Source organism: Paenibacillus sp. JSM ZJ436 (assembly GCF_044383795.1).
Lineage (GTDB): Bacteria > Bacillota > Bacilli > Paenibacillales > Paenibacillaceae > Paenibacillus_AQ > Paenibacillus_AQ algicola.
Genome location: NZ_JBISEO010000005.1, coordinates 286,065 through 309,502 on the forward strand (window position 1 = coordinate 286,065; position 23,438 = coordinate 309,502).

Below are 23,438 nucleotides of genomic sequence, written 5' to 3' on the forward strand. Positions count from 1 at the left end.
TTGCTTGGAATGAAGAAATGGTTAAGTTTTCTGCTTCTCTCGCTGCTGTGTCTCACCCTGGGTCCTCTCGGCTCCGTTGCCGCCAAATCCTCCGCAGATTTTACGGACCTGAAGGATCTGGATGCTGCCACCAAAGCCAAGTTCGATGCCATGATCAGTGCAGGTGTGTTTGAAGGAGTTAGCGAGAGCACTTTCGGTTTGAAGGAAGAAATGAACCGCGCTCAATTCGCAAAAGTGGCTGCCTTGATTTTTGGACTCGAAGTCGATAAAAATGTGAATATATCTTCCTTTTCGGATGTAAAGGCGGATGACCCGGCTAACGGTTATGCACTGCCTTATATTGAAGCTATCAAAGCAGCCGGGATTACAGACGGAGTATCCTCGGACCGCTTCAATCCTGCCGGGGAAGTCACGAAAGAACAGCTGGCCACCTTTTTTGTGAGGGGCTTGGACATGAAAGAAGAAGCGTTGTCTACGCCTCCCGTGAAGGATGAAACGGTCTCCGATTGGGCGAAGAGTTATGTAGCGCTCGCTTTGGAGAAGAAATTGATGGTTAACGGCGCAGATGGCAATTTTGGCGGCACAGTTCCTGCTGTCCGAGAGCTGCTGGTCACTTCCTCCTACGAAGCTAAAAAAGTCTACGTACAGCAGGTAGAAGAGAAGCAGCGCCTTGAGGAAGAGAAGAAACAGCAGGAGGAAAAAACCGAGCAGCCTGTACCCGTGCAGCCTCCGGTCATTGTATCTCCTCCGGTTGTAGAGCCTCCGGTAACGGTGCCACCAGTGCCTCCAGTGCCTACTAATCCTACAGTGCCTGCGGAGCCCCCGGTGCCTGTTGAGCCTCCAGTGCCTACCGAGCCTGTAACTCCTCCTGTACCGCCGGTGCTAGAGCAGGTGGCGATGCCAACGGCAAGTATCGCGGGAGGTCCAGTTATTCCCTCCACAACGGTTAAGCTAGAGACCGCGACGCCGGGAGCCACGATCCATTACACAACCAATGGAAGCACGCCTACGAGGCTCAGTCCTCAATACAGAGGAGAGCTCACAGTATTAGCCAATATGACTGTACAGGCGATCGCTGTCATGCCTGGACTTCTAGACAGCGATATTATGAGTGTAGCTTACACCGTATCCAGTGATGCGCTAGAGCAGGTGGCGATGCCAACGGCTGATATTCCAGAGGGAACTGTGACAGAAGAGACACTCATAACCCTGACATCCGCAACGGAGGGTGCTTCAATTTACTACACTATGGATGGAAGCACACCTACAAATCAAAGCATGCTGTACGATGCCCCGATCTCGATCACCGAGGACGTCACCATTAAAGCGATTGCTGTCAAATCTCAATTTCAGGATAGTGAAATGTTGACGTTAGTCTATACCCTGGATGTCATGGAGGATCCAAATGCACCGGCTGAACCATTTAAGGTTGTTGGCTTGGAGCACGTTCAAGACAATATCCTCCGCGTGACCTTCAATCGGGATGTGAATACTCAATCCGCTGGGAACACAGTGAACTACGAGTTCATGGATGCGCACGATATACATGAGATCCCTATGAACCCCGAGACTGTCAACGTAGGCGCACACGGAAGCAATACCGTCGACCTTGACCTTGGACAATGGTACGCTGACCTTGCCAGCGATACCGTAATTAACCTTAGCATACATGGCGTGCTCGATCTAAACAGTAACGAAATTGAATTCGGCCACCACAACGCCCAGCTTACAAAGCCATAATCCAGCTTCCCCCGGGGTCACATGACCCGGGGGTTTTTCTATTTCAGGTTAAGCTATACCGAAAAAAAGAAGACCTCATCCTAGAAAGGAGAGGTCTTCTTATCATGCTAAATACTAGGAGTTAATCAAATCTGCTGCTTGCAGCATGCGGCGTACCAGCACGGCTGCTTCAGCACGGGTCAGGCTGGCACTGACATCCAGCCTGCTGCCGCGGCCTTGAATCAGTCCCAGGTCAATGGCTTCTGCAAGCTTCATCCGCGCCCAGCCTGCAGTTTCATTGCCATCCGTGAAGGTGGACAGCAGGAGCTCTGCCTTGTCCTCATCCATCGCGGTGCCCAGCTCCGCAATGGCCGCTGCCCGGGACAGCACAACGGTAGCTTCCTGACGGCTGATTAGTGCCTGAGGCTGGAAGGAGCCGTCAGCATACCCGCTAATCAGGCCATAGTTCATGCCCGCCTGTACGGTTTGTGCATACCATGCATCCGCTGTAATGTCCGTAAATGCATTCGTATAGGCAGCACCTTGAATGCCCAGGCCGCGCAGAACCATCGCTACAAACTCCGCTCGTGTCACAGAGGCGTTGGGACGGAATTCCGTCTCTGATACACCTGTAACAATTAAGCGAGAAGCCATATCATTAACAGCTGCATTCGCCCAATGGCCTGCAGTATCCGGCATTTCATCCGGATTATAAATGACAGAATACGTGCTGTTACTCAAGCTGTTGATGACCGCATAGCGTTTGCCGTTTTGTTCTATCACCATTGTCGGCACATGGTGCAGGCTGCCGTCAGACGTCAGCACTACACCTGTCGTGATGTTGTCCTGACGGACATCATCCGGGAGTGCGATCGACCGTGTAACATAGCTTTCAAATTGGTTGATTTCAACTACGTCCGAGCCGGAGGAAGCAGATACTTTAAAATCTATGGGCTGAACGATGGATGCAAATCCCCCCGCCTGTGCTGCTGCCTCAACTTGAGCGGTGTTCTCCTTGGAAGCTTCCTTAATTTCAATCTGTACCTGAATATCCTCAAGCTTGATGCTTCTACCCATTTGCTCTGCTATTTTACTAATTTGAATCTGGGATGCCGGCAATGCATAGCTCCCACGATCCGTGACCATTTGAATTTCTGTACCTTTGTCTTCCATCGCTTGGATCAGGTTTCCACTTAATTGTCCAACCACAGACGGGCTGTCGCCGCTAACTGGAATGATCAGCTGCTTATTGTTCTCACGGGCCAGCTTGTCCATTACTTTTTGTGTATCTACTAAGATCTTTGTTACGGATTGCCCGTTAATAATGTCCTTCTTTGCTGTCGCCAGCTGTTCCTGCTCGACACCATCCACAATAATCTTCACGCCGGAATTGACCGGGTTTACTGGAGTGGTGTTATTCGTGCTGCCTGGAGTATCATTCACAGGAGCAGGTGCAGGAGCAGGTGTAGGTACAACAGGGTCAGGGTCAGGTACAGGAGCAATTACCGGAACCGTTACGACTGCTTGCGCTTGCTGCCCACCATACACCGCAGTAATCACCGTCGTTCCGCTTGCAAGCGCAAGCACCTGGCCTGATTCGTTGACCTCAGCCACATTGGTATTGCTGGATGAAAATTCTACTCCACTAGAGAGCTGCAGCTCGCTTTGATCAGAATACACGGCTGTGACCACCGTTTGGTGAGTAGCACCGATCGGCAGGCTATAGCTGCCTGCATCCAGCTTCAAGCTGGCCAAGTTAACCGGAGTCGGAGTCGGTACCGTCGGCTGCTGCGACCAGACCGCGTATAGCGTGACACTCTCTGTCATGGTGATGCTATCGTCCGGCAAGTATGAGGTTCCTGTACCGTCCGGCATCGTGTTCCATCCCGAGAAATAGTGTCCTGTTTTTGTCATATTCGTCGTATTTCCGAGCACAAGGGCTGTTTCACCCGGGAAATACGCCGTGGAATCTACTACTGGCATACCTGTTGTGCTTCCATTACTGTCATAAACGATGGCTGCCATTAGACGCACAATATTAAAGCCTGTCAAATTTACACCGTAGGTATAGCCAGAATGATCTACAGCCACATCCATGATCATAGACTGCTCACGCGTGACATATGGGAGCTCTTCCCAATGATCAGCACTCATTTCATAAGGGAGTTTTAATACTCTTGATTTCATGAAGTCTACTACAACAAGGTTGTCAAAAGGATCAACATGAATACCCATGGTAATAAACATATCATTCATTCCATTAGATACAGGTGTAACATTCAGCCAGGTCTCCTGTCCGGCCGGCAGTTTGTAAATAGACGTTTGGGACATGAAACCGCTAGCAGGCATATCACTGACGAATACATTTCCTGCTCCATCTACTGCAATATCAAGTGGGTTATTTAATACAGCATCTGATCCTGGAAGTGTAGTCCATGTATCGGAGTTAGGCTCAAGCTTCCAAATATGGTTAACAGGCACCTCATCATCTTCGACTATGTACTGGCTGTCAACAGCGTACACATTTCCTTCAGCATCTACCGCAATCCCCATCGCATATTGCATGTTAACCCCGTGAGTAATGTCTTCCCATTCCTCAGTGCCAACAGGCAACTTATAAATTTTTGCTACATTAGGAATATTGTCATTGTGGTTTAACGCTAAATTAAAATTGCTGTTATCGGACACATAAATGTTGCCAGCAGCATCTACAGCAATACCGACTGGATTATTAAACGTCTGGTCAAAAGAAATATCCTCTACTTGCAGGGTGTCCTTAGAAATTTTCTCGATTTTCCCTTTCGGTCTTCCTGCCGAATCTGTCATACTGGCTGATAGTTTCGTAGTGTATACGTTATCTTGAGAATCGATATCTATAAAGAAGGGATACGTCATCTCATTCTGTGGAACCTCAAGGCTAAACGGAACACTATAATTCGTCCAAGTCAACGGCCCAGTATACCCCGGTGTTACATTCTCATGAGGCTGGTAAACCACCCGATCTGCGTGTGCTGTACTGCTGAACGGGGTCAGTGAGGTCAGCACCAGCATGGCACTGAGCAACAGGGATAATAACGCTTTCATCTTTTGTGCTTGTGTCTTTAGCATCATTTCGAATCTTCTCTCCTTCGGGTTGATTGAGCATAAGTTACCATGATCATATCAATCATTGTCGAATAATGGAAGAGAAATGTCGAAAATATGAAGAAAATCTGCGACTTTAGACCCGAAAATACTTTGATTGTACGATTAACCTGTCATTGACGCGCTTTTTCTACTATCTACTTCCTTTAGGTCCATAGATCCTGCACGAGCTTCGAAAGATTATGTATTCCTATTTACAGCACTTCATATATAATGAGGCTGTGCCTCGCAATCCAAGAGGACGCCAGGGAGGCTGCAAGAGTTGAGGAAATATTACATTGATTTCATTAGGGTCATAGCAATTATACTGCTGATTCCATTCCATACAGCAAGAATCTATGACTACTACCCCTTTTACATCAAAGGCGACGAAAGCATGCTGCTCCAGTTATTTGCAGTCCTGCTGTCACAGTGGCGTATGCCGATCCTATTTCTAGTCTCTGGCGTGGGGACCTACTTCCTTCTTCGTTCCCGCAGCAACCGCGCTTTTCTGCGAGATCGACTGAAACGACTGCTAATCCCATTTATATTTGCAGTGCTGGTCATTGTGCCGCCTCAAGGCTACTACGCCGCTTTAAGTCAGGGCATACTTGCCCCGGGCACCAGCTATTGGGAGTATTATCCTTCCTTTTTCACCATTGACCTTTCACACATTGATGGATTTACAGGCACATTTACTCCCGCCCACATGTGGTTTATTTTATTTCTAGTCTTGTTTTCGCTTCTCGGAACCGGGGTCTTCCGCTGGCTCCAACGGCAAAAGAATTTGCTGTCTGCTTTTGCTCCATCCGGACTTCTGTATCTGCTGATTATACCTATCTATGCGACAGACCTCGCTTTAGCCGGTACGGAGTTCAATCCGCTGTACTACTTCACGTTTTTTCTTTATGGTGCATGGCTTGTGAAAGAGCCCGAGCTCGAGCGCATGATCGTAAAAGAACGGACTCGATTGCTGATCCTGAGCATAATCAGCATGAGTGCGGTGCTGCTTTATTATGGGCTGCATCTGACCAACGGCTTTACTATGCCACAGGCTCCCCTGCTCCTGGTACAGTCTGTAACCGCTTTTTCATGGATCTTCGCTTTCATTGGATATGCCAAAATGTACATCAACAAAGAACATAAATGGATAACCTCCTTGAATAACAAGGCGTTTACAATCTATATCCTTCATCAGACGCTTATTGTCATCTTGGGTTACTACCTGCACGAGATGTCCATGCCCATGGGGATAAAGTTTGCGCTCATCAGCATACTAACTCTAATCGCCATCGCCTTGCTGTATAAGCTCGTCATTAAACGATTCAAGCTTATCCGACTCTTATTCGGGGCAAAATAGGATAGGCAAAAGTTCACCACGCACCATAACCACTGTTAACAAGGGGGAGCAAGATGTCCTATATCGTCGATTTCACTAGTGTTTCAACAGCAGGCCTGGAATCGTCACCTGTAGCCGAGTCGCTTGCGGGGCTGCGTGCGAATGAAGCCCGCTATTTCATGAACAAATACAAGCACGAATTTACCGTGTTGCCGGCCACAGAGAGCCCGGATACACTGGAATATGTCCAGCGAATTCTAAAGGAAGAACGTCAGCTGGAATTTGCGGCGACGCCGCTTCAAACGTCACGGTTTCAGGTTGAGAATATCGACTGGGCCTTTGTCTTTTATGAAGATGGTTTGGGGGTTAATGTGTTATATACGCTGGATGGCCCTAAGCCAAAGCGGGCTGTCGGCTTTAAGCTGTCCGAAGGGATGGAGATCCCGGCAGAGCTGGAAGGACGATTCAAGTTTGCGAGGCAAAAGTCCAAGCTGGCTGGAACGATCCGGGGATCTTTTTTTGTTATTAAAGGAGAATACTAGTCACCAGAGAGGAGCAGCAGCATGGAAGCAACCGCTCAAGAGGTCGCAGCATGGATGGTGCAGGAGATCAGATCTATGGGGCAGCTGCATCAAAGCGATGCCATTGCCTATGTGAAGGCGCATTTCGGGGAAAGCTTTGTCTTTGTCAATGAGAACGGCAATGCCTCACTGTCCAAGGAGGTCAAAAAGGCTTTTCGCAAGCTTCATGGCGGCCGCATCGCCTGGGATCGCGATGGATTTTTATGGGCGTGGACTTAACGCTTCTGAAGCTTCAGAGGCTCACCTCTCCGGGGTCAGGCCACCCCTCTCAAGGGATGGCTGTGGAGAGCCTCGCTGTACATTCAGTACACCGCGATCGGCCCGTACGGACCTTGAATAATCTCAATCCTCGTCTCAAAAATATCCGTCAGCAGCTCCGGCTTCATGATCTCCGCTACCGTACCAAACGCCGCAATCTGCCCATGCTTCATCGCACAGATGCTATCGGAGTATTTAGCCGCAAAATTAATATCGTGCATTACGGTCAGTATGGTTCGGCCGAATTCATCCGCTACATGCCTTAAATACTCCATCATCTGCACGGACCGGGCAATATCCAGATTGTTCAGCGGCTCGTCCAGCAGCACGTATTCCGTTTCCTGACACAGCACCATGGCGACATAGGCCCGCTGCCGTTGACCGCCTGAGAGCTCATCCAGATAGCGGTCCTCCAGCTCGGTCAGGTCCAGAAAATCAATATATTTGGAGATGATCCGCTCATCCTCCTTCGTCAGCCGCCCGTTGGAGTACGGGAAGCGTCCGAAGCCGGCAAGCTGCCTCACGGTAAGCCGCGTCACAAAATGATTTTCCTGCCGCAAAATTGTAATGATCTTCGCCAGGTCCTTGGATTTGGATGTGGACACATCCATATTCGCCACCTGGATCTGGCCTTCATCCATATTCAGAAGCCGGCCGATCATCAGCAGCGTGGTTGACTTTCCGGCACCGTTAGGACCGATTAAAGAGGTGAGGCCCGCCTTGGGAATCTCAAGGTTCAAAGGACCAATATGGACCTGATCGGTGTATGATTTTTTAACCTGATTGATTTGGATCATAGCGCCCTCTTCCTTAAAAGTACGATTAAGAATAGTATGCCGCCGAACAGCTCGATAATGACCGAGACGGCAGCCTGCGAATTAAACACATGATACATCAAGAAATATGCGGTTGTCAGGACGAAGAAGCCTACCGCCAGCGCCATCGGAAAAATGTATCGGTGATCATACGTCGGCGCCGCTTGATAGCTTAGCATGGCCACCAGAAAGCCGTAAAAGGTCAAGGGGCCGATCAGCGCCGTAGAGATGGACATCAGAATAGCGACCAGGATCAGAATATAGATGATGCTCGGCTGATATTTGACGCCCACAGAAACGGCGGCATCCTTCCCGAGCGATAACACATTCAGCTTTTTTGCACTGACAAACAGCAGCACGGCAATGAGAAGAACCATTGGAATGACGATAGAGAAATATGCAGCATCCGCATGGTTGACCGAGCCGAACAGCCTTGCCTGAAGCACATCGAATTCCGATGGCGTCAGCACTCTTCTCATGAACGTGGAGACAGATCTGAGACCCACCCCGATGATAATCCCGACCAGAAGCATAAGCTGCAGGTTGCCGTATTTACCGGAGAGCAGCCACCCGTACAGGATCAAGCTCATCAAGACCATGATGCCCACCTGAAGCAGAAACGGACCGGTACCGGTAAAGCTGACCAGGGTTCCCGCGCCAAATAAGAAGATCGTGCTCGTCTGAATCGTAGAGTACAGGGTTTCGAAGCCAAGCAGCGAAGGCGTAATCATCCGATTGTTCGTAATGGACTGAAAAGCTACTGTCGATAGCCCTTGGCATACGGCCGCGATCAGCATCGCCACGACAGCGACAATTCTTCTCTCGACGACCGGAATGAACGATGGCGAGTCTACCGGCACCGGATTGTTATATACGAGAAGTCCGTAAGTGGACAGCAGACCTAGCATCATCAGGCTGGTAAGCAGCAGCCAGTAGCGCTTTTGTTCCTTGCGGGAGCGAAAGGCGCTCACGGATCGGGCAGCCTTGACGCTGCGAGAGGCCGAAGTATTTACATAGGTGTTCATCGTAGCCTCCTCCTCGGTTTGCGGCGCCGCAGTAAAATCGCAATAAATACAACCGCGCCTAATGTTCCCAGAATTAAGGACACCGGTACCTCGAACGGCATGATAATCGTGCGCGAAATAATGTCACACAGCATAATGGTGCCCATGCCCAGCACACATACCCACGGCAGATTGTTTCTGAGATCATCCCCCCGGAACATTGAGACGATGTTCGGCACAATTAATCCCAGGAAGGGCAGATTACCGATCACCGCAGCCACAATGCCCACCGCCGCCGCAATCAGCGCATTCGCTAGTATAATAAGCCGGTTATAATTCAGCCCGAGACTCGTCGCCACATCCTCTCCCAAGCCTGCCAGCGTCAGCCGGTTAGCAAAGATAAAGATCAGGATCGTAATGATGACAATAATCCATAGATACTCATATCTTCCCGCCTGTACCGCTGCAAAAGAGCCGACGAACCATCCTTCAATGACCTGCAGCATTTGAAAAAACAGACCCATAAACGTAGAGACCGCCGAGATGACGGCACCCAGCATAAGCCCGATAATAGGCACAATCAAGGACGAACGCAGCCGCACCCGCCTCAAGAATAGAAAGAAAACCATCGTGCCGACGAAGGAGAACAAAATGGCACCGGTCATCCGCTCAACCAAGGTTGGCGCAGGAATCAGCACATATACGACCAGAAGGCCCAGACCCGCCCATTCGATCGTTCCGGTTGTTGTGGGCTCTACCAGGCGATTCTGAGTCACCAGCTGCATAACCAGCCCGGACATCGCCATGGCGGCACCGGTCAGCATGAGCGCAATCGTCCGCGGAACCCGGGTAATCCAGAACATTTCCCAGCCGTCCTCCTGACCCCAAATATCGTAGACGCCCGTAAATAGAGAGATTACGCCCAGGATGAGGACCGTAATGACCGCCAGGACAAAAGGCGTGCTCCATATTTTATTATGGTTAGAAAGATGGGGCTGAGATGTTCTCTCAGCCCCCATGACGATATGGTTAGACACGATAGCGTGCTCCTTTATACTACTCGGCTAGCTTATTAGCAAGATTGTTAAACAGCTCGATGTACGTTTGAATGGACTCATTCGTGTACGTATCATTCGGTGCATAGACGATATTTCCTTCGGTGACCGCGGTTGTATTTTGAAGAGCCGGGGCGTTATCAATAACATCCTGAGCCGGAACCTTCGGATCGGTTGAATGAATAGCAGCATCACGGTCCAGGACAAAAATCCAATCCGGATTGCTCTGCGCGATCGCTTCTACAGAAATTTCATCCCCTTGGTGATCCGACGAGGTGTTGTCGATGTCCAGGGACGATGTCCATCCGAAGATTTCGTACATCGGGCCCCAGACGCGTCCAGAGACCGGAGCCGAGAAGCCGATGTTGCCGCCGGAAACAATGACGCTCATTACCGTTTCGGTATCCTGGTAGGCTGCTTTTGCATCTGCAATAGCTTGATCGAATTCTGCATTCAGCTGCTCTGCCTCTGTATTTTTGTCAAAAATCTGTCCCAGCTTCAGCGTCGCATCCTTCAGTCCGTTGACCAGGTTGTCACCCGGGGCGCCGGATTCGGCAGAGACGTCGAAGTTCAGATCGATGACGACTGCATTCGGCACCAGCTTCTTGATATCTTCATAGTAATCACCAAACCGCTGCCCTACAATGACTAGCTCCGGATTGGCAGCCGCCAGAATCTCCAGGTTAGGCTCACTGTGATTGCCAATGTCCTGAACACCCTCATCTGCTACATAGGGGGAGTCCGCAGGCATAACGCCTTTAGGAACCGCAGCCAGCTCGATCTCCCAGTTCGCGAGCGTTTCAAACGTCCGGTTGTCCAGCGCGACAACGTTCTCGGGATTTACAGGCACGGTAACCTTGCCATGAGCATCGGTAATTTCAACGGTCGTTGGCTGAGCCGGCTCTGTGGCGGCTGGCGTCGTTTCGGGGGTCGTGGTGGTGCTTGTATTCTCACTGGCGCTGTTGCTTTCTGTACTGCCTGTCGTATCGTTCCCGGTGGAGCATGCCGCCAGCACCAGTACGAACACCAGCATTACAATACTAAATTTAAACTTTTTCATTTCTCTTTCCCTCTCCTTTGTATGTATACTTTCGAAACTCATCGCGATATCCCGGTTATCAGTGATAATGATAATTATTATCAATTACAATTTATTTTTAAAGTATAGCAGGATCCAAAATAATAGCAACCTCTTTTTTTTATGACATTACCTGTACTGTAGTTTGGATAGAGAAACTATAAAGGTCCCGGAGAGTTATCATCGCTCCCGGGACCTTCTCTTGCTGCCTAATTTAAATGTTAGCTTCTGTTCGCTTCCTGCACCTTGAGAAGCTTCCCTTTAACGGTCGTATCCTTCATCATATGAAGCACTATTCGGCCTTTGCCATTAAGAATATCCACATAGGAAGCATGATCTTCTATGGTAATAATCCCAATGTCCGCTGCCGACACACCTTCGATTTTGGCTATAGTACCTACAAAGTCCACAGCTCTGATCTTCTTTTTCTTTCCGCCATTAAAATACAATTTCATTACATCCTGCCCCAGGCGAGAGCCGCGGCCTTTTGTAATCGATGGCTGCTTCCCTGACTTCGCTTCAAAAGCCGCCTTTCCCCGTGTCACTGCTTCTGCGGATGGATTTGATTTCCTAGGGATGTCAAACCCGATATAGGCTTCAATATTCAGAATGAATTTCTCTTCATTCGGCTTGGCAAAGGAGATCGCTTTCCCGGATTGCCCGGCTCTTCCCGTTCGACCCGTGCGGTGTACGTAGCTCTCGTTCTCCAATGGAAGATCATAGTTCATGACGTGACTGATGTTCTCGATATCAATCCCTCTTGCGGCTACATCCGTAGCAATCAGATAGCGGAAGTGTCCTAGCTTAAACTTGTTCATCACTTGAGTGCGTTCGTCCTGCTCCATGCCTCCATGGATTCTGTTACAGGGATATCCCTGTTTTTCCAACTCTTTATAAACGACCTCGACTCTAGTCTGCGTTCGGCAAAAAATGATACAACGATCCGGATTCTCGATCACGGTGATTGCCTGGAGTAACTGAAGCTTGTCCTCATCCTTTACCATATATAACGAATGCTCAATCTGATTTGTCGCTTCGGAGCCTGCCTTCACCTCAATATCCAACGGATGGTTCATATATCGGTGGCATAAATTCTCGACATCCTTTGGCAGTGTGGCGGAGAACAGCATAGTCAACCGATTCTTGGGCAGCTCGCGGATGATTTTCTCCACCTGCTCAATAAATCCCATGTTTAGCATCTCATCGGCTTCGTCAATCACGAGAAATCTCACTTGCTCCAGATCGATCGTTTGCTTCTCGATATGGTCCATAATCCGTCCTGGCGTGCCCACAACCACATGATTTCTGTATGTCAGTTGCGTCTTCTGTCTAGCAAATGGCTGCTTGCCGTAAATCGCAATTGCTTTGATTCGTTTGTATTTCCCGATATTCATCATATCCTGCTTAACCTGATCGGCAAGCTCTCGCGTCGGCGTCAAAATCAAGGCCTGCGGCCGATTCTGATCCCACTCTACCATTTGGCAGATTGGTATCCCGTAAGCTGCCGTTTTCCCACTTCCTGTGCGGGATTTCACGGTCATATCCTTCTGCTTAAGCGCAGAGGGAATCACACTGCTTTGAACCTCTGTCGGCATTTGATATCCCAAGTTATCCAAGGCGCGGAGAATATCCTCGCTTAATGGGTAATCCTGAAAACTTCGTTCATTCATAAACACACCTCTTTGTGTAGACCACGTTTTTCATAGCTTAGCAATACCGGCTTGGAGCGCTCCGTTCATTGATTATACCATGATTTACTCAAGCAAAAAGAAAGGAGTCGAGCCCTAAGCAGGCCGACTCCAGAACTTATTTAGAAGGTTTCAATTTCCGTATAAATCTGGAAAGTTACGCCGAATTGATCTGTGACATCACCGAACCCAGGACTGAAAGCTTCTTCTCTGAAAGGCATATTGACTTGCCCGCCTTGCCGCAGAGCTTCATAAATATCTCTAGCATGCTCGACAGCGTGCGTCGTAATACAAATAGTAACCCGGTTTCCCGTTCCAAGTGACAGTGATCCGGCTGGCGCATCAGAAAGCATAAGCTCCGTATCACCGATTTTTAATTTGGCATGCGCCACCAGATCCTTTAATTCTTCTGTAAATGTATTAGACATGCCCGGCATTTCACCGTACGTGATGATGGAGAGCACCTCGGCGTGAAATACCTCTCTGTAGAACTGGATCGCTTCCTTCGCTCGGCCCTCTAATGTGATGTATGGAACCAGCTTCATCTTCATGCCTGCTCCGTATATTGCTTGAAATGGTTCATGATCGCCTGCCAGCCCTGCTGCTGCATCTCCACAGCGTGTGTGGCTTCTGCTTCAAAGGTCTGAACGACCTTCGTCACGCCACCTTGATCCTCAAAGAGAATTTCAACCTTTCTGCCGTCTCCCAGCGTGTAGGTGATCTCCTGATGAGGCTTCACAGTGTCGTATACACCATCAAAATCGAAGCCCATGCTGCCGTCCTTCGCCTCCATCCGATTGAGGAAAGCTCCGCCTTCCCGCAGGTCATTCTCCGCTTTCGGCACATGCCACTCTTCCGTCGCATAGCTCCATTTCATAATGTGGACTGGCTCGGTCCAATACGTCCATACCTTCTCAATCGGAGCCTGAACCGTCGCTTCTACCGTTACTTTAGGAGCAGATGGATTGTTCATGGATCAACACCTCTTTCATCAAATTGTTGGTTTATAAAGCTCTCACTCCTATAGACGTATAGTGTGGCGAAAATTCATCGCTGTATTTCGAGTGGAAGACCAAATGCTCTAAATAAAGGCGTATGAATAAAATTCTGAACATGATCAATATGCCCATCCCGCACCTCCAGCATATGAATGCCCCAGGGAACGAGAACGTCTGGGGTACGGCCGGGTACATACTGCGCCAATACAGGAACGCCACCATTGGCCGTGGTCCGGATAAACCGGGACCCTTCACAATGCCACCGCGTAAGGGAGAAAAATTGACGCAGATCTTCTCTGCCCTTGATCCACATATTGAACGGCGGCATCGACATGCGGCCTTCTTCATGGAATAACGCCACCAGGGTATCCATATCAAACTGCTCAAATGCGTCTACATATCTGTTAAGCAGCTCTTGATCCGGCTCCATGCCGGTCCTGGCATATTCATCCGAGCGGAGCTGCTCCTGATCCAGCGCCGCTCTTGCTCGCTGAAGTGCGCTGTTTACCGCAGCGGGAGACATGTCCAGAGCCTCAGCAATGTGCTTGGTGGGCCACTCAAAAACGTCCTTGAAGATCCATACTGCCCGCTGACGGGGAGGCAGGACCTGCAGCAGCGCAATAAAGCAGATCTGCAGCGTATCCTTTCGAATCATCCGATCCTCCGGATTCTCCGCGAAATCCGGGGCTGGCCATACCCACTGGGAAGGCGGCAGCGTATCGCGGGGCTCTACAATGTCGGCAGCGGGATCGAAATGATCCACGGGACGAATCCGGCGCTTCGCCTGCCTGAGCTTATCCAGGCACAGGTTAGAGGCGATCCGGTAAACCCAGGTCTTGAAGGAGGCTTCCCCTCGAAATGAGCTCCGGTGCTGCCACACCCGAATATGCGTCTCCTGCACGGCATCGTCGGCATCCTCCATGGATCCGAGCATTCTGTAGCAGTAGTAAGTGAGCTCCTGCTTGACCTCTTGAAAATATTCCAGCTGTGCTGTTGTCGTATCGTTCATCATTTCCTCCTATACATTGGATGGTAATGGAGATTGATCTATGTAGTATCTTTATCATAATAGATTCATATGCGAAGTGAAAAGAGGCACTCTGTTGAGAGTGCCTCTTTCCTGAATGATAGCTTTTATTTTCCCTTGTTCATGCTCTCTTCCAGCTCGAAAATCGTCTGCTGAGCCTCCTTATACGCAGGCTGCAGCTCGACCGGCAGCTCACCGGGCTCCACCGGTCCATCGCTCGGATTGACCCCCGACTGAGCCAGGATGGATTCCCTCTGCAGCTGTGCTTCCATGTAGCGATCATACTGTTCAGCACTAAGCACCTCTTGAGCAATCGGCTGGCCATTCAGCTGGTCAAAATAGGGCTGTATTTCTGCATACAGCATCTTTAATTCTGCATAGGTCTCGGGCGGCAGAGCCAGAAAGTCGATCTGATAATGCTTGTTGGCATACTCCACCTTGGCAGCGACCACTTGCTTTAACTGCTGCTCGAAGGCAGGGTAATCCTCACCCAGTGTTTTTTTCGCGCCGCCGAGCTTCATACCCAGCTTCTGGTACTCCAGCATGGTCACCGTCACGACCGTCTTCTTCAGCTCTGCAAATGAACCATAAATCCGATCAGCCAGCTCTGGGCTGGCCGCAAAGGCTGTGGCCGTCACTGCAAAAACACTGATCAGCGCCACAAGGACCGCACGCCGGAAGGGTGTGGTTCTTCGGCCTCTATATCTTTTGTTAAGATGCCTGGCAACGGCTGCATCGAGCTCTGATGGAACGTCGATGCTGTGTGCATAATGCCCAAGGGACTTACGAATGTGTTGCTCGATAGTCATGTGTACTCTCCACCTTTTCATCTGAAATGTGATTCCACTCTTTACGCAGCTTCATAATTGCAGCGTGGTAACGCGATTTGACGGTCCCGACCGGAACCTGCAGCAGCGAGGCCGTCTCCTCCAGACTGTAATCGTGATAGCAGCGCAGCACTACTACGGTGCGCAGTTTACTTGACAGCTTCATAACATGCTCCAACAGCTCATCCTTCGTCTCCAGACGGCTTATGGGCTCGTCCTGTGCCGGGGCTGTGGACAACGCCCGCTTCAGCACATCATATCGGCGAAAGCTGCGCCACAGGCTTCTCCGGTGTTGATTACTCACTCGAATCACAATGCCGTGGAGCCAGAAGCGAAACGGCCGAGTGTGATCATAGTCACGATAAGACCTCCATAATTGGACATATACCTCATTGGCAACTTCCACCGCATCCTGACGGTTCGGAATCAAGCATGCCACCATCCGGTAGACATCCTCTCGGGTTTCCCTGTATAACTCCTCGAACGCAGAGTCTTCCTCTTGCAGCATCCGCGTTAACAACTCTTGGATCTTCACTTCCTTCATGGGGGGCCCTCCCTATATACTTAACTTCACCCTATATTGGCCGGATGCCGGAAAAAGGTTCGGTTTACTTTTCCTCCATTTGAACGTTTCTTCCACAATATCACAGATAAAGCGAGGCAACCCGCACAAAAACAGGATGTCTCCGACCGCGTTAGCGGCAGGAGGACATCCTGGTTGTGTAGGGGTTAAGCCTATGTCTCTGGTGTATTGCCGTTTATAGAGCCATTGTTGACGATCGTACCCTGGGTTGAATTCAGTGTTCCATGATTCGTGATGGTGCCATCGTTCGTCAGTGTCCCCTGGTTAACCATAAGGGCGCCGGCATCAATGGTCAGCGTGCGGCCGCTCACAATCCGAAGGGCTGAAGTGCTTGCGATCACGTATTTCTGGTCAGGCTTTATACTAAAGTTAACCATTACGGTCGCATTGCCGTTCAACGTATACTCGGCTACACCGTTCACATACGTTAAGGTCACACCTGCACCTGTAGACAGCGTCAGATAAGAAGGATCTTTGCTGATGACAGAAAAGCCGTTTACGACATGCAACGCAGATGAGGTAAACTCCACCGGGCCCGTCAGATTAACATTGGCAAAGTCAAACTCTAATCTGCCGGACACATCCATGCGGCCTGATCCATTCAGAGTTGATCCATATTCGGATCGTAGCGTCCCACCCTGACCCTCAGGAATTTGGACAGTTCCGTTGTTGGTCCAGGTCCCGCTATTGCTGACGTTGGAATTGATGACGACTGTACCGCTGCTTTCGACGAGAACCGTGCCTGTATTTCTAAGCTCGCCCAAATTGCCGTAAACGTGAACCGTTCCATCAATGGCAAGGGTAGTACCGGCAAGCACTCGCAGATTACCGTTGACGTTCATCGTAATGCCTGCAGGCACCCGCAGGCTAGCACTCAAGCTATGGTCGCCGGCAACGACCGTTTCAGTGCTGGACAGCTTGGTGATGCTGGTAAGCCCTGCTGCCTTCGCATTTGAAATAAACTCATCCGCCGGGGACGTCGTAGCTGCATTCGTCGCAGCGCTAATGACCGTACCGACTCCGGGATGGATGCCTGTTACGACAACCTGCAACCTTTTACCGCCATCTGCTGCGGCAACCATGTAGGCTGACGTACTGCTTCCCTGACCGGATGCATCCTGATAGACTCCACTTCCAGGGGCCGTTTCCACCTGCCACTGATAGGCAGCCCGGCTGCCTGCCGGAAGTCCGTCTGCCATGGTCACATCGGCATGAATGGTGGTGCCCACCCATGGATCTGAGGGTTGAATGACTGCACCTAGTACACGTACCGTAACCGCGCTCGTGACGGCAGTCTCCGTGCCGATTGCCGGATCTACACCTCGAACAGTCACTTGAAGCTTCTTGCCCGAATCAGCGGCAGCCACTGTATAGCTTGCCGTATTGCTGCCTGCCCCGTGCGCTTGCTGATAGATGCTACTGCCTGCTGTCGTTTCAACCTCCCACTGGTAAGACACCTGGCTGCCTGCGATGCTGCTGTCGCTCATCACGACATCAGCCGTTAGGATGTCCCCAAGTGATGGGGTCGTATTATCAATCGTAACCCGGGATACCTTTGCGGCTACTGCCTGGGTTGCTGTACTTGTGTGTGATCCCGCAACGGGACTCACTCCCGACACGACTACCCGCAGTTTCTTACCTACATCGTCAGCCGCTGCCGTGTAGACCGGACTTTCGTTCCCCGTCCCGGCAGCTGCGGTATAGCTCCCGCTTCCTGCAGTCGTCTCCACCTGCCACTGATAGCTGACACGCCCGCCCGCAGGCTGACCGTCATTCATCGTAACAAGGGCGGTCACAGCCTCCCCGGCGGCAGGCTGTACGTGATCGGTCGTAACACCGGTAACGAGAACAAGTACGGGCTCGGTCGCGGCACTAATCTGTTCTCCCACAGCCTGACCGACACCGGTCACAACGACGCGCAGCCTCTTGTGTGCCTCTGCGGCGGTGACGGTGTAGCTTGCCGCTGTGCTGCCAGAACCAACAGCATTCTGATACACTCCGCTGCCGACAGCCGTCTCCACCTGCCATTGATAGATCACCTGACCGTCTGGCGAGCTGCTGTCACTCATACGAACCGTAACCGCAAGGGTATCTCCAATTGCCGGAGCCGTATTGTTGATATCGGCCGTAGAGACCTGAGCAGCCAGACTCCAATCGGCAATGAATGTGACATCCTGAGCCGGCATAATCGCTGGCGGATCAGGATGAATCCAGCCCCGGAACAAATACCCTTCCCGGGTAACCACAGGTCTTGGAATGTCTGATGCAAGGATTGACGCTCCGTATTTCACCGGGATGACCGAGCCGCCTGTCCCTCCGTTCGCATCAAAGGTCAGATTGTAGCTGTTCCGCTTGTAATAGAGCTTCAAGCGAAGCGGGTTGGTGCTGTCCAGATTGACCGTGCCCGTGGACACACTTTCCGGCACGCTGGTGTCATAGGTGAAGCCCACGTACTCTTTTGGCGCTGCCGTTACGGTTGAGCCTGCCTGAGCGTACAGCTTCTCCGGATTGTCCAGCGGCTCATACGCCCCGCCTTGAAGCGTCTCCTTCGAGTGATAGGCGAGGTAAAGTCCGTCGGCAAATGTCCACACCGCCTTGAAGGTCATATCTCTCATCGGCATGACAGCCGGAACCTCCGGCGACCAGCCATTAAATTGCGCGTACTGGCGGTAGGCATTCGGAATCTGTATGCTCGCTCCATGTGGTATGGAGGATGAATAGCTTGACAGAGCACCGCCGTTGCCATCAAATGCAACCTGATACCGGTTCCGCTTGTAATACAGCCTTAGCACACTGCTGCCGTCCCCGTTAATGGTACTTGCAGTCAAGGTGTTCGGGACACTGCTGTCATAAGTGAAGCCATCGAAGCTTTTCGGGGCTGCCTGAATGGCCGCATTCGTCGTCCCCTTAAACGAATTGGATTCCGCGACGCTATAGGTTGGGGCATCGGTATAGCTTACATGACCCGCAGCATTAGCACTAAGAATTGGCAGATCTTGAAGCAAATGCACTACCTTATAAGGGGTGTCCTCACTCTCCCTCCAGGTCGCCGTGAACGTCATGTCTTTCGTCGGCATCACCGCTGGTACTGCTGACGACCAGCCTGTAAACGTGTATCCCGCTCTGAACGCCCCCGGGATTTGCGTCGAAATGTTTTTCCCGTTTCTCGCCGTGATCGACCTTGTGAACAACTCATTGCCGCGGGAATCCCGGTAGCCCAGGCTGAAGGTAAGCGTTGCATAATGGCGCTCATAATAGATTTTGGCTACCGTCGAGCCGTCTCCCTTGATGTATACACCTCCAACATATCCGGATAAAAACCCTTCACTTTGATATTTATTGGAGGAAATGCGGAGCTCCGTCCCTGAGGTCCCCTTCAAATTCTCTGTAGCTGCAAGGGAAGCTTCATTCGTATTGGGATCGATCAAATAATGCTCGACCTTATACGGTGTATCGGTTCTCGGCTCCCACTTGGCGTACAGCCACTCCGGATTTTCGGGCATCCGGTCAGGGACAATATACTCTTTGCCATCCTCTGTGTACCAGCCCTTGAACGTATAACCAGCCCTCACCGGAGGCGCCGGAGGCACAATCTTCTCATTATACTGACCTCTCAGCAGGAGCGAAGAATCTCCATTCCCCGGGTAAAATTGCAGAAACTTCGTATAATCATTGTTAATCCAGCTCAATTCAACGACCCGCTTGATGGGCGCGGAGGTGAACGCTAACGGCGCCTGCTTCCAGGTGAGCACCATCTCTCCATGCGTAGCCCCTTTGTTCGTCGTCACCGTAATTACATTTTTGGCCGTATCGTACTTAAATTCAGGGTTTGTCATTTCGATGGTGAACTGGGATGCATCATAGACCTTCTCGATCACCTCTCCCGACTTCAAATCCATCGCACTCATGGTAAACAGCCGGGATGGCAGGCTCTCACTTTCCAGCCGCTTGACCATTTGGATCACAGGCGTATCCTCCTGCACATATACAAAATCATCCACACTCAGCTGCGATCCTGCAGAGTAGAGCGGCCACTCATTGGAATAGAGCGGAACCTGCGCCGAAAGAGCTCCATTTCCGAGCTGAGCTGCAAAAATAGACTCCAGGTAAATCCCGATCTCCATATACATGGCTCCCGCGGATTGGGTCTGTGTCCCGGCTGCCGCTGTATACACCAGCTGATAGTAAAAATACCCCATAAGCTTCAAATAAGGCCCGGCTTCTACTTCAAACCCGACGCTGTTCAAATCGACGCTGAACAGACCGGCCTTCAGCTGCATCTGGATGCCTGCCCGCAGCCCCAGCGTTCCCAGTACATACAGCTTGATATGATATTCGCCATCTCCGGACAAGCTGACCGTGTTGCTGGCACCCGTTCTGCTCAGTACACGTACAGTAACGGAATACCGCTTCGCACTTTTATAGCCGAAATCGCTGCCGAGCGTAATATTGGGATTCAGACTGATGACGAAATTGACCGTGAACTCGATCTCGATCACGCCATAGCAGATTCTCTTTTTCTGCTGCAGAAGCTCCTGGCTCAAGAGCGGCACCCACTCGGTCTCGTTCTGGAGCAGCTCCTGATACATCTGCTTCAGGGTTGACGCGTTTAATGTCTCCTTCATCTGCACGCCATCCATCAGCGCCTGCATTTGCTGCGCTATGTTCGTGATGTCGCTGGCCTGTGACCAGTCCGGGCCTTTATCTTTTTCGATGGTGCCCATCTCTGCTGTGATATTGATGCCCGTATACGTATAAGCATCCAGATTGGCGGTAATGGTGTAGTCTTGAATGATCGGAATGAACCAGTACCATTTCACCTGAGTATCGCCGTTGATCCCGAGCTCAAAGCGGATCTCTTCCTCAAATGTGCTCGTAATGTGGATGATAAAGCTGTCATCATTGCCCTCATCGGTATCAATGATAATATCGCATTGTACCTGAAGTGTTACACTAGCACCGGTATGTCCGGGGAAGTGCTTCAGCTTCGTGCCGATGGAAGGCACAACGGTCAGATTCTCCACACTAACCTCAATATCTGAGCCTTTGGATGCCGCGATGCTGCGCTCATCATATCGCTGCTTGAACCCGTCCGTCTGCAGAGCCATGGTTGACAGATAATCAGCGGCCTCCTGTACAAATCCGCTTTCGATCGCTTGCTGCTTGATCTGCGCCTCAAGCCTCTCCTCCTGGGCATCCTCTAACAGCTCATCGCCATCTATACGCTGCTTCTGATAGAAATCCAGCGCATTCGCAATGTCCTCAGAGGTCACTTCAGTATAGGTAATAATATCCTCTGAACCTGCCGAGGTGACGGAGGTAATTCTGGCGTAGCCCGCAGAGCTGGACTGACTTCCGAATTCTCCCTCGTAAAAGGCGATGTAATCCCCTTCTTGTACGGTAGTCAGCTCACTGAGTCCCAGCGGTGCATACTTGCTGTCCTGAAAATTGAGCGAAGCATGATCTACCGTAATAGAGTTGTTGTCAGGATCGCCGTCTATATCCGAATCACTGCTGACAGGCAGCACATCCGGTTTAAGCAGCACCTCCTCCGCATCAGCGCTGGTGTACGTATAGGTCGTTCCATTCTTTGCTGTAATTTCTACATACGCGACTTCACCGTTATCGGCCTCGGTCGTGTTAACCGTACGCTGATCGGGCCGAGCCCCTTCATAAATGGACACTGTATCTCCCACGTCAATGCTCATGCTGCCGGCATAGTTAAACGTCCCGTTCGTTACATCTGCCGCTGACAGCGCCGCCCCACCGTTCGTCACGCTGGCGCGCATCACCGGTACCGAATGTAATGACATGGGTGCCCCCTCCCGGGACATGCCTTGCACTTCGGAGGCCGGGACATAGATTAGCTCAGGATTCAGAGGCAGCTGCGCAACCTCCTGCTTGCTAATGCTAAAGACATAAACCCGCGTCGAGGGATCCTGTCCGGTAAAAGAAAGCTTGTCGTCCGTTAGCGTGACCTGATATGTATTCCCTTCTTCAAAAGCCCCTTCCTGGGCCGCTGCCGTAAATGTGCCCTGCGAGCCGGTCACCTGAATACCGGCAAAGCCTGGATTCGCCGGGGCTTCAAACGTCATGCCTGCCCTCACCTGCTCGGCCGTCAGGGACCCGGTGGCTTCCTGGATCCCCAGCGTGAAACGGGGGGACTGATCCAGCACCGTGACACTTGGAATACTCTGCACCGCTTCATGAACGCTGTCGATATACTTGGCATACAGCGTCATACTGCCTGTCACCGGCTCTCCATCCCGGAGCAGCTGAGTCAGCGCGGCATCTTTGAACCAGCCTTGAAAAATAGCCCCGGTTTTCACAGGAACCGGAAGCTGACTTACCGGTGCACCTGCTGCATAGGAAAGGCTCTGGATTGCAGTGCCTCCATTCGTTTCAAATGAAATGATGTACGTCGATGCCGAAGGGCTGCCGCCACCGGGATTGCCCGGGCTTTCAACGATTGGCGATGGCGCCGCAGGAATGGCCGGAGCTTCCGGTACTGCGGGCGGCGCTGCAGCTTCCTCCTGCTCTTTGAAGGCCAGAATCACCTCATGGCTCGCCATGCTGAGAACCGCAGCCTCTGCTCTGGTTGCTTTGGCTTTGGGATTAAACCGGCCTTGGGTATCGCCCTTGAGCACGCCAGCCTGCCAAAGCTTGATGACAGCATCGACGGCCCAAGGAGAAATCGCAGCGATATCCTTCGGCTTCGTCTCGATCCTGCCGTTTTTCTCATAATCCACGTTGGCTGTTTCAAAATACCGCAGCGTCAACACAGCAATCTGTTCCCTGGACACGATCCCCTCCGGGGAAAACCTGCCGCCGCCTGTACCGGTCGTTATTTCTTTCTCCACGGCCCAGGCCACATAAGGTCCATACCAGGAGTCCGGCGGTACATCCTCAAACACCGGAGCCGTATAGCGGCTGACATCAACCCCGGCAATCCGCCCCAGCACGGTGATGTACATGGCCCTTGTCATTGTGCCTTGAGGGGTGAAGTTCCCGCTGCCTGTCCCGCTGAAAATACCGTGCTGCTGCACATACTGAACGGCAGGGTAATACCAGTCTGCCGCCTTCACATCCTGAAACGATGTCTTGATCTCTGAGCTCAAACTCGAAGGAGCCAAAGAGACATCATGCCAGTTGATGTGCGGCTCCGGCTCCCCCTGTGCTGAGCCGGATGATTTCACCGTGCCTATGGAGGCGGACATTGCCTCGGCCGGCAGCAGCGATACCATCATGCAAATGAGCAATAATAGACTAATATAGCGCGTATACCATGTTTTCAAATTGAATCCTCCCGCTAGACGATATTGTAGGCTGCCTGCTTCTGTTCC

General features: G+C 51.1%; 16 protein-coding genes. 4 read left to right on the plus strand and 12 right to left on the minus strand.

Features of this window, described 5'->3' with window-relative positions:
* Positions 1 to 9: 9 nt before the first annotated feature.
* Positions 10 to 1,740, plus strand: a complete 1,731-nt coding sequence (locus tag ACH6EH_RS09365) for a chitobiase/beta-hexosaminidase C-terminal domain-containing protein (protein WP_397332102.1) — start codon at positions 10 to 12, stop codon at positions 1,738 to 1,740.
* A 114-nt stretch (positions 1,741 to 1,854) separates the two neighbouring features.
* Here the strand turns inward: ACH6EH_RS09365 and ACH6EH_RS09370 are convergent, their stop codons facing one another.
* The gene (locus ACH6EH_RS09370; protein ID WP_397332103.1) at positions 1,855 to 4,830 is read right to left on the minus strand and encodes an S-layer homology domain-containing protein; all 2,976 of its coding nucleotides are present in this window, start codon (positions 4,828 to 4,830) and stop codon (positions 1,855 to 1,857) included.
* Between the two features lie 295 nt (positions 4,831 to 5,125).
* On the opposite strand from ACH6EH_RS09370, the gene ACH6EH_RS09375 reads away from it, so the two are divergent.
* Genes ACH6EH_RS09375 through ACH6EH_RS09385 form a run of 3 tightly spaced genes read left to right on the plus strand, consistent with a single transcriptional unit; the run spans position 5,126 to position 6,981 of the window.
* Positions 5,126 to 6,202 carry an acyltransferase family protein gene (locus tag ACH6EH_RS09375; RefSeq protein ID WP_397332104.1) on the plus strand — a complete coding sequence of 359 codons (1,077 nt, stop codon included), beginning with the start codon at positions 5,126 to 5,128 and terminating at the stop codon, positions 6,200 to 6,202.
* 53 nt (positions 6,203 to 6,255) lie between these two features.
* Positions 6,256 to 6,723: a phage tail protein gene (locus tag ACH6EH_RS09380; protein ID WP_397332105.1), complete on the plus strand. Its 468-nt coding sequence runs from the start codon at positions 6,256 to 6,258 to the stop codon at positions 6,721 to 6,723.
* Positions 6,724 to 6,744: 21 nt separating this feature from the next.
* On the plus strand, positions 6,745 to 6,981 hold the full coding sequence (locus ACH6EH_RS09385; RefSeq protein WP_397332106.1) for a DUF6953 family protein: 237 nt from the start codon (positions 6,745 to 6,747) through the stop codon (positions 6,979 to 6,981).
* Between the two features lie 83 nt (positions 6,982 to 7,064).
* On the opposite strand, the gene ACH6EH_RS09390 is transcribed toward ACH6EH_RS09385, so the two are convergent.
* The 11 genes from ACH6EH_RS09390 to ACH6EH_RS09440 form a co-directional block, all read right to left on the minus strand.
* Positions 7,065 to 7,817, minus strand: a complete 753-nt coding sequence (locus ACH6EH_RS09390) for an iron ABC transporter ATP-binding protein (protein WP_397332107.1) — start codon at positions 7,815 to 7,817, stop codon at positions 7,065 to 7,067.
* Positions 7,814 to 8,860, minus strand: a complete 1,047-nt coding sequence (locus tag ACH6EH_RS09395; protein ID WP_483875080.1) for an iron chelate uptake ABC transporter family permease subunit — start codon at positions 8,858 to 8,860, stop codon at positions 7,814 to 7,816. Before ACH6EH_RS09395 ends, ACH6EH_RS09390 begins: the two co-directional genes overlap by 4 nt.
* Entirely contained in the window at positions 8,857 to 9,858 is a 1,002-nt protein-coding gene (locus tag ACH6EH_RS09400) for an ABC transporter permease (RefSeq protein ID WP_397332140.1), read from the minus strand. The genes ACH6EH_RS09395 and ACH6EH_RS09400 overlap by 4 nt, the downstream gene beginning before the upstream one ends.
* Before the next feature lie 37 nt (positions 9,859 to 9,895).
* Positions 9,896 to 10,954, minus strand: coding sequence for a siderophore ABC transporter substrate-binding protein (locus tag ACH6EH_RS09405; RefSeq protein ID WP_397332108.1), 1,059 nt, complete (start codon positions 10,952 to 10,954; stop codon positions 9,896 to 9,898).
* A gap of 239 nt (positions 10,955 to 11,193) precedes the next feature.
* Positions 11,194 to 12,642 carry a DEAD/DEAH box helicase gene (locus ACH6EH_RS09410; protein ID WP_397332109.1) on the minus strand — a complete coding sequence of 483 codons (1,449 nt, stop codon included), beginning with the start codon at positions 12,640 to 12,642 and terminating at the stop codon, positions 11,194 to 11,196.
* Between the two features lie 140 nt (positions 12,643 to 12,782).
* Positions 12,783 to 13,211: a VOC family protein gene (locus ACH6EH_RS09415; RefSeq protein WP_397332110.1), complete on the minus strand. Its 429-nt coding sequence runs from the start codon at positions 13,209 to 13,211 to the stop codon at positions 12,783 to 12,785.
* Positions 13,208 to 13,633, minus strand: coding sequence for an SRPBCC family protein (locus ACH6EH_RS09420; protein ID WP_138227476.1), 426 nt, complete (start codon positions 13,631 to 13,633; stop codon positions 13,208 to 13,210). Before ACH6EH_RS09420 ends, ACH6EH_RS09415 begins: the two co-directional genes overlap by 4 nt.
* Positions 13,634 to 13,707: 74 nt before the next feature.
* Complete coding sequence (locus tag ACH6EH_RS09425) at positions 13,708 to 14,670, minus strand: sigma-70 family RNA polymerase sigma factor (RefSeq protein ID WP_397332111.1); 963 nt, start codon at positions 14,668 to 14,670, stop codon at positions 13,708 to 13,710.
* Positions 14,671 to 14,792: 122 nt separating this feature from the next.
* The gene (locus ACH6EH_RS09430; protein ID WP_397332112.1) at positions 14,793 to 15,494 is read right to left on the minus strand and encodes a DUF3600 domain-containing protein; all 702 of its coding nucleotides are present in this window, start codon (positions 15,492 to 15,494) and stop codon (positions 14,793 to 14,795) included.
* Positions 15,469 to 16,056, minus strand: coding sequence for a sigma-70 family RNA polymerase sigma factor (locus tag ACH6EH_RS09435; RefSeq protein ID WP_208203718.1), 588 nt, complete (start codon positions 16,054 to 16,056; stop codon positions 15,469 to 15,471). The genes ACH6EH_RS09430 and ACH6EH_RS09435 overlap by 26 nt, the downstream gene beginning before the upstream one ends.
* Positions 16,057 to 16,247: 191 nt before the next feature.
* Positions 16,248 to 23,390 carry an InlB B-repeat-containing protein gene (locus tag ACH6EH_RS09440; protein WP_397332113.1) on the minus strand — a complete coding sequence of 2,381 codons (7,143 nt, stop codon included), beginning with the start codon at positions 23,388 to 23,390 and terminating at the stop codon, positions 16,248 to 16,250.
* Positions 23,391 to 23,438 lie beyond the last annotated feature (48 nt).

Coding starts and splice junctions, on each gene's coding strand:
- ACH6EH_RS09365 (WP_397332102.1), top strand. CDS start 10: ATGAAGAAATGGTTAAGTTTTCTGCTTCTCTCGCTGCTGTGTCTCACC.
- ACH6EH_RS09370 (WP_397332103.1), bottom strand. CDS start 4,830: ATGATGCTAAAGACACAAGCACAAAAGATGAAAGCGTTATTATCCCTG.
- ACH6EH_RS09380 (WP_397332105.1), top strand. CDS start 6,256: ATGTCCTATATCGTCGATTTCACTAGTGTTTCAACAGCAGGCCTGGAA.
- ACH6EH_RS09385 (WP_397332106.1), top strand. CDS start 6,745: ATGGAAGCAACCGCTCAAGAGGTCGCAGCATGGATGGTGCAGGAGATC.
- ACH6EH_RS09390 (WP_397332107.1), bottom strand. CDS start 7,817: ATGATCCAAATCAATCAGGTTAAAAAATCATACACCGATCAGGTCCAT.
- ACH6EH_RS09395 (WP_483875080.1), bottom strand. CDS start 8,860: ATGAACACCTATGTAAATACTTCGGCCTCTCGCAGCGTCAAGGCTGCC.
- ACH6EH_RS09400 (WP_397332140.1), bottom strand. CDS start 9,858: ATGGGGGCTGAGAGAACATCTCAGCCCCATCTTTCTAACCATAATAAA.
- ACH6EH_RS09405 (WP_397332108.1), bottom strand. CDS start 10,954: ATGAAAAAGTTTAAATTTAGTATTGTAATGCTGGTGTTCGTACTGGTG.
- ACH6EH_RS09410 (WP_397332109.1), bottom strand. CDS start 12,642: ATGAATGAACGAAGTTTTCAGGATTACCCATTAAGCGAGGATATTCTC.
- ACH6EH_RS09415 (WP_397332110.1), bottom strand. CDS start 13,211: ATGAAGATGAAGCTGGTTCCATACATCACATTAGAGGGCCGAGCGAAG.
- ACH6EH_RS09420 (WP_138227476.1), bottom strand. CDS start 13,633: ATGAACAATCCATCTGCTCCTAAAGTAACGGTAGAAGCGACGGTTCAG.
- ACH6EH_RS09425 (WP_397332111.1), bottom strand. CDS start 14,670: ATGATGAACGATACGACAACAGCACAGCTGGAATATTTTCAAGAGGTC.
- ACH6EH_RS09430 (WP_397332112.1), bottom strand. CDS start 15,494: ATGACTATCGAGCAACACATTCGTAAGTCCCTTGGGCATTATGCACAC.
- ACH6EH_RS09435 (WP_208203718.1), bottom strand. CDS start 16,056: ATGAAGGAAGTGAAGATCCAAGAGTTGTTAACGCGGATGCTGCAAGAG.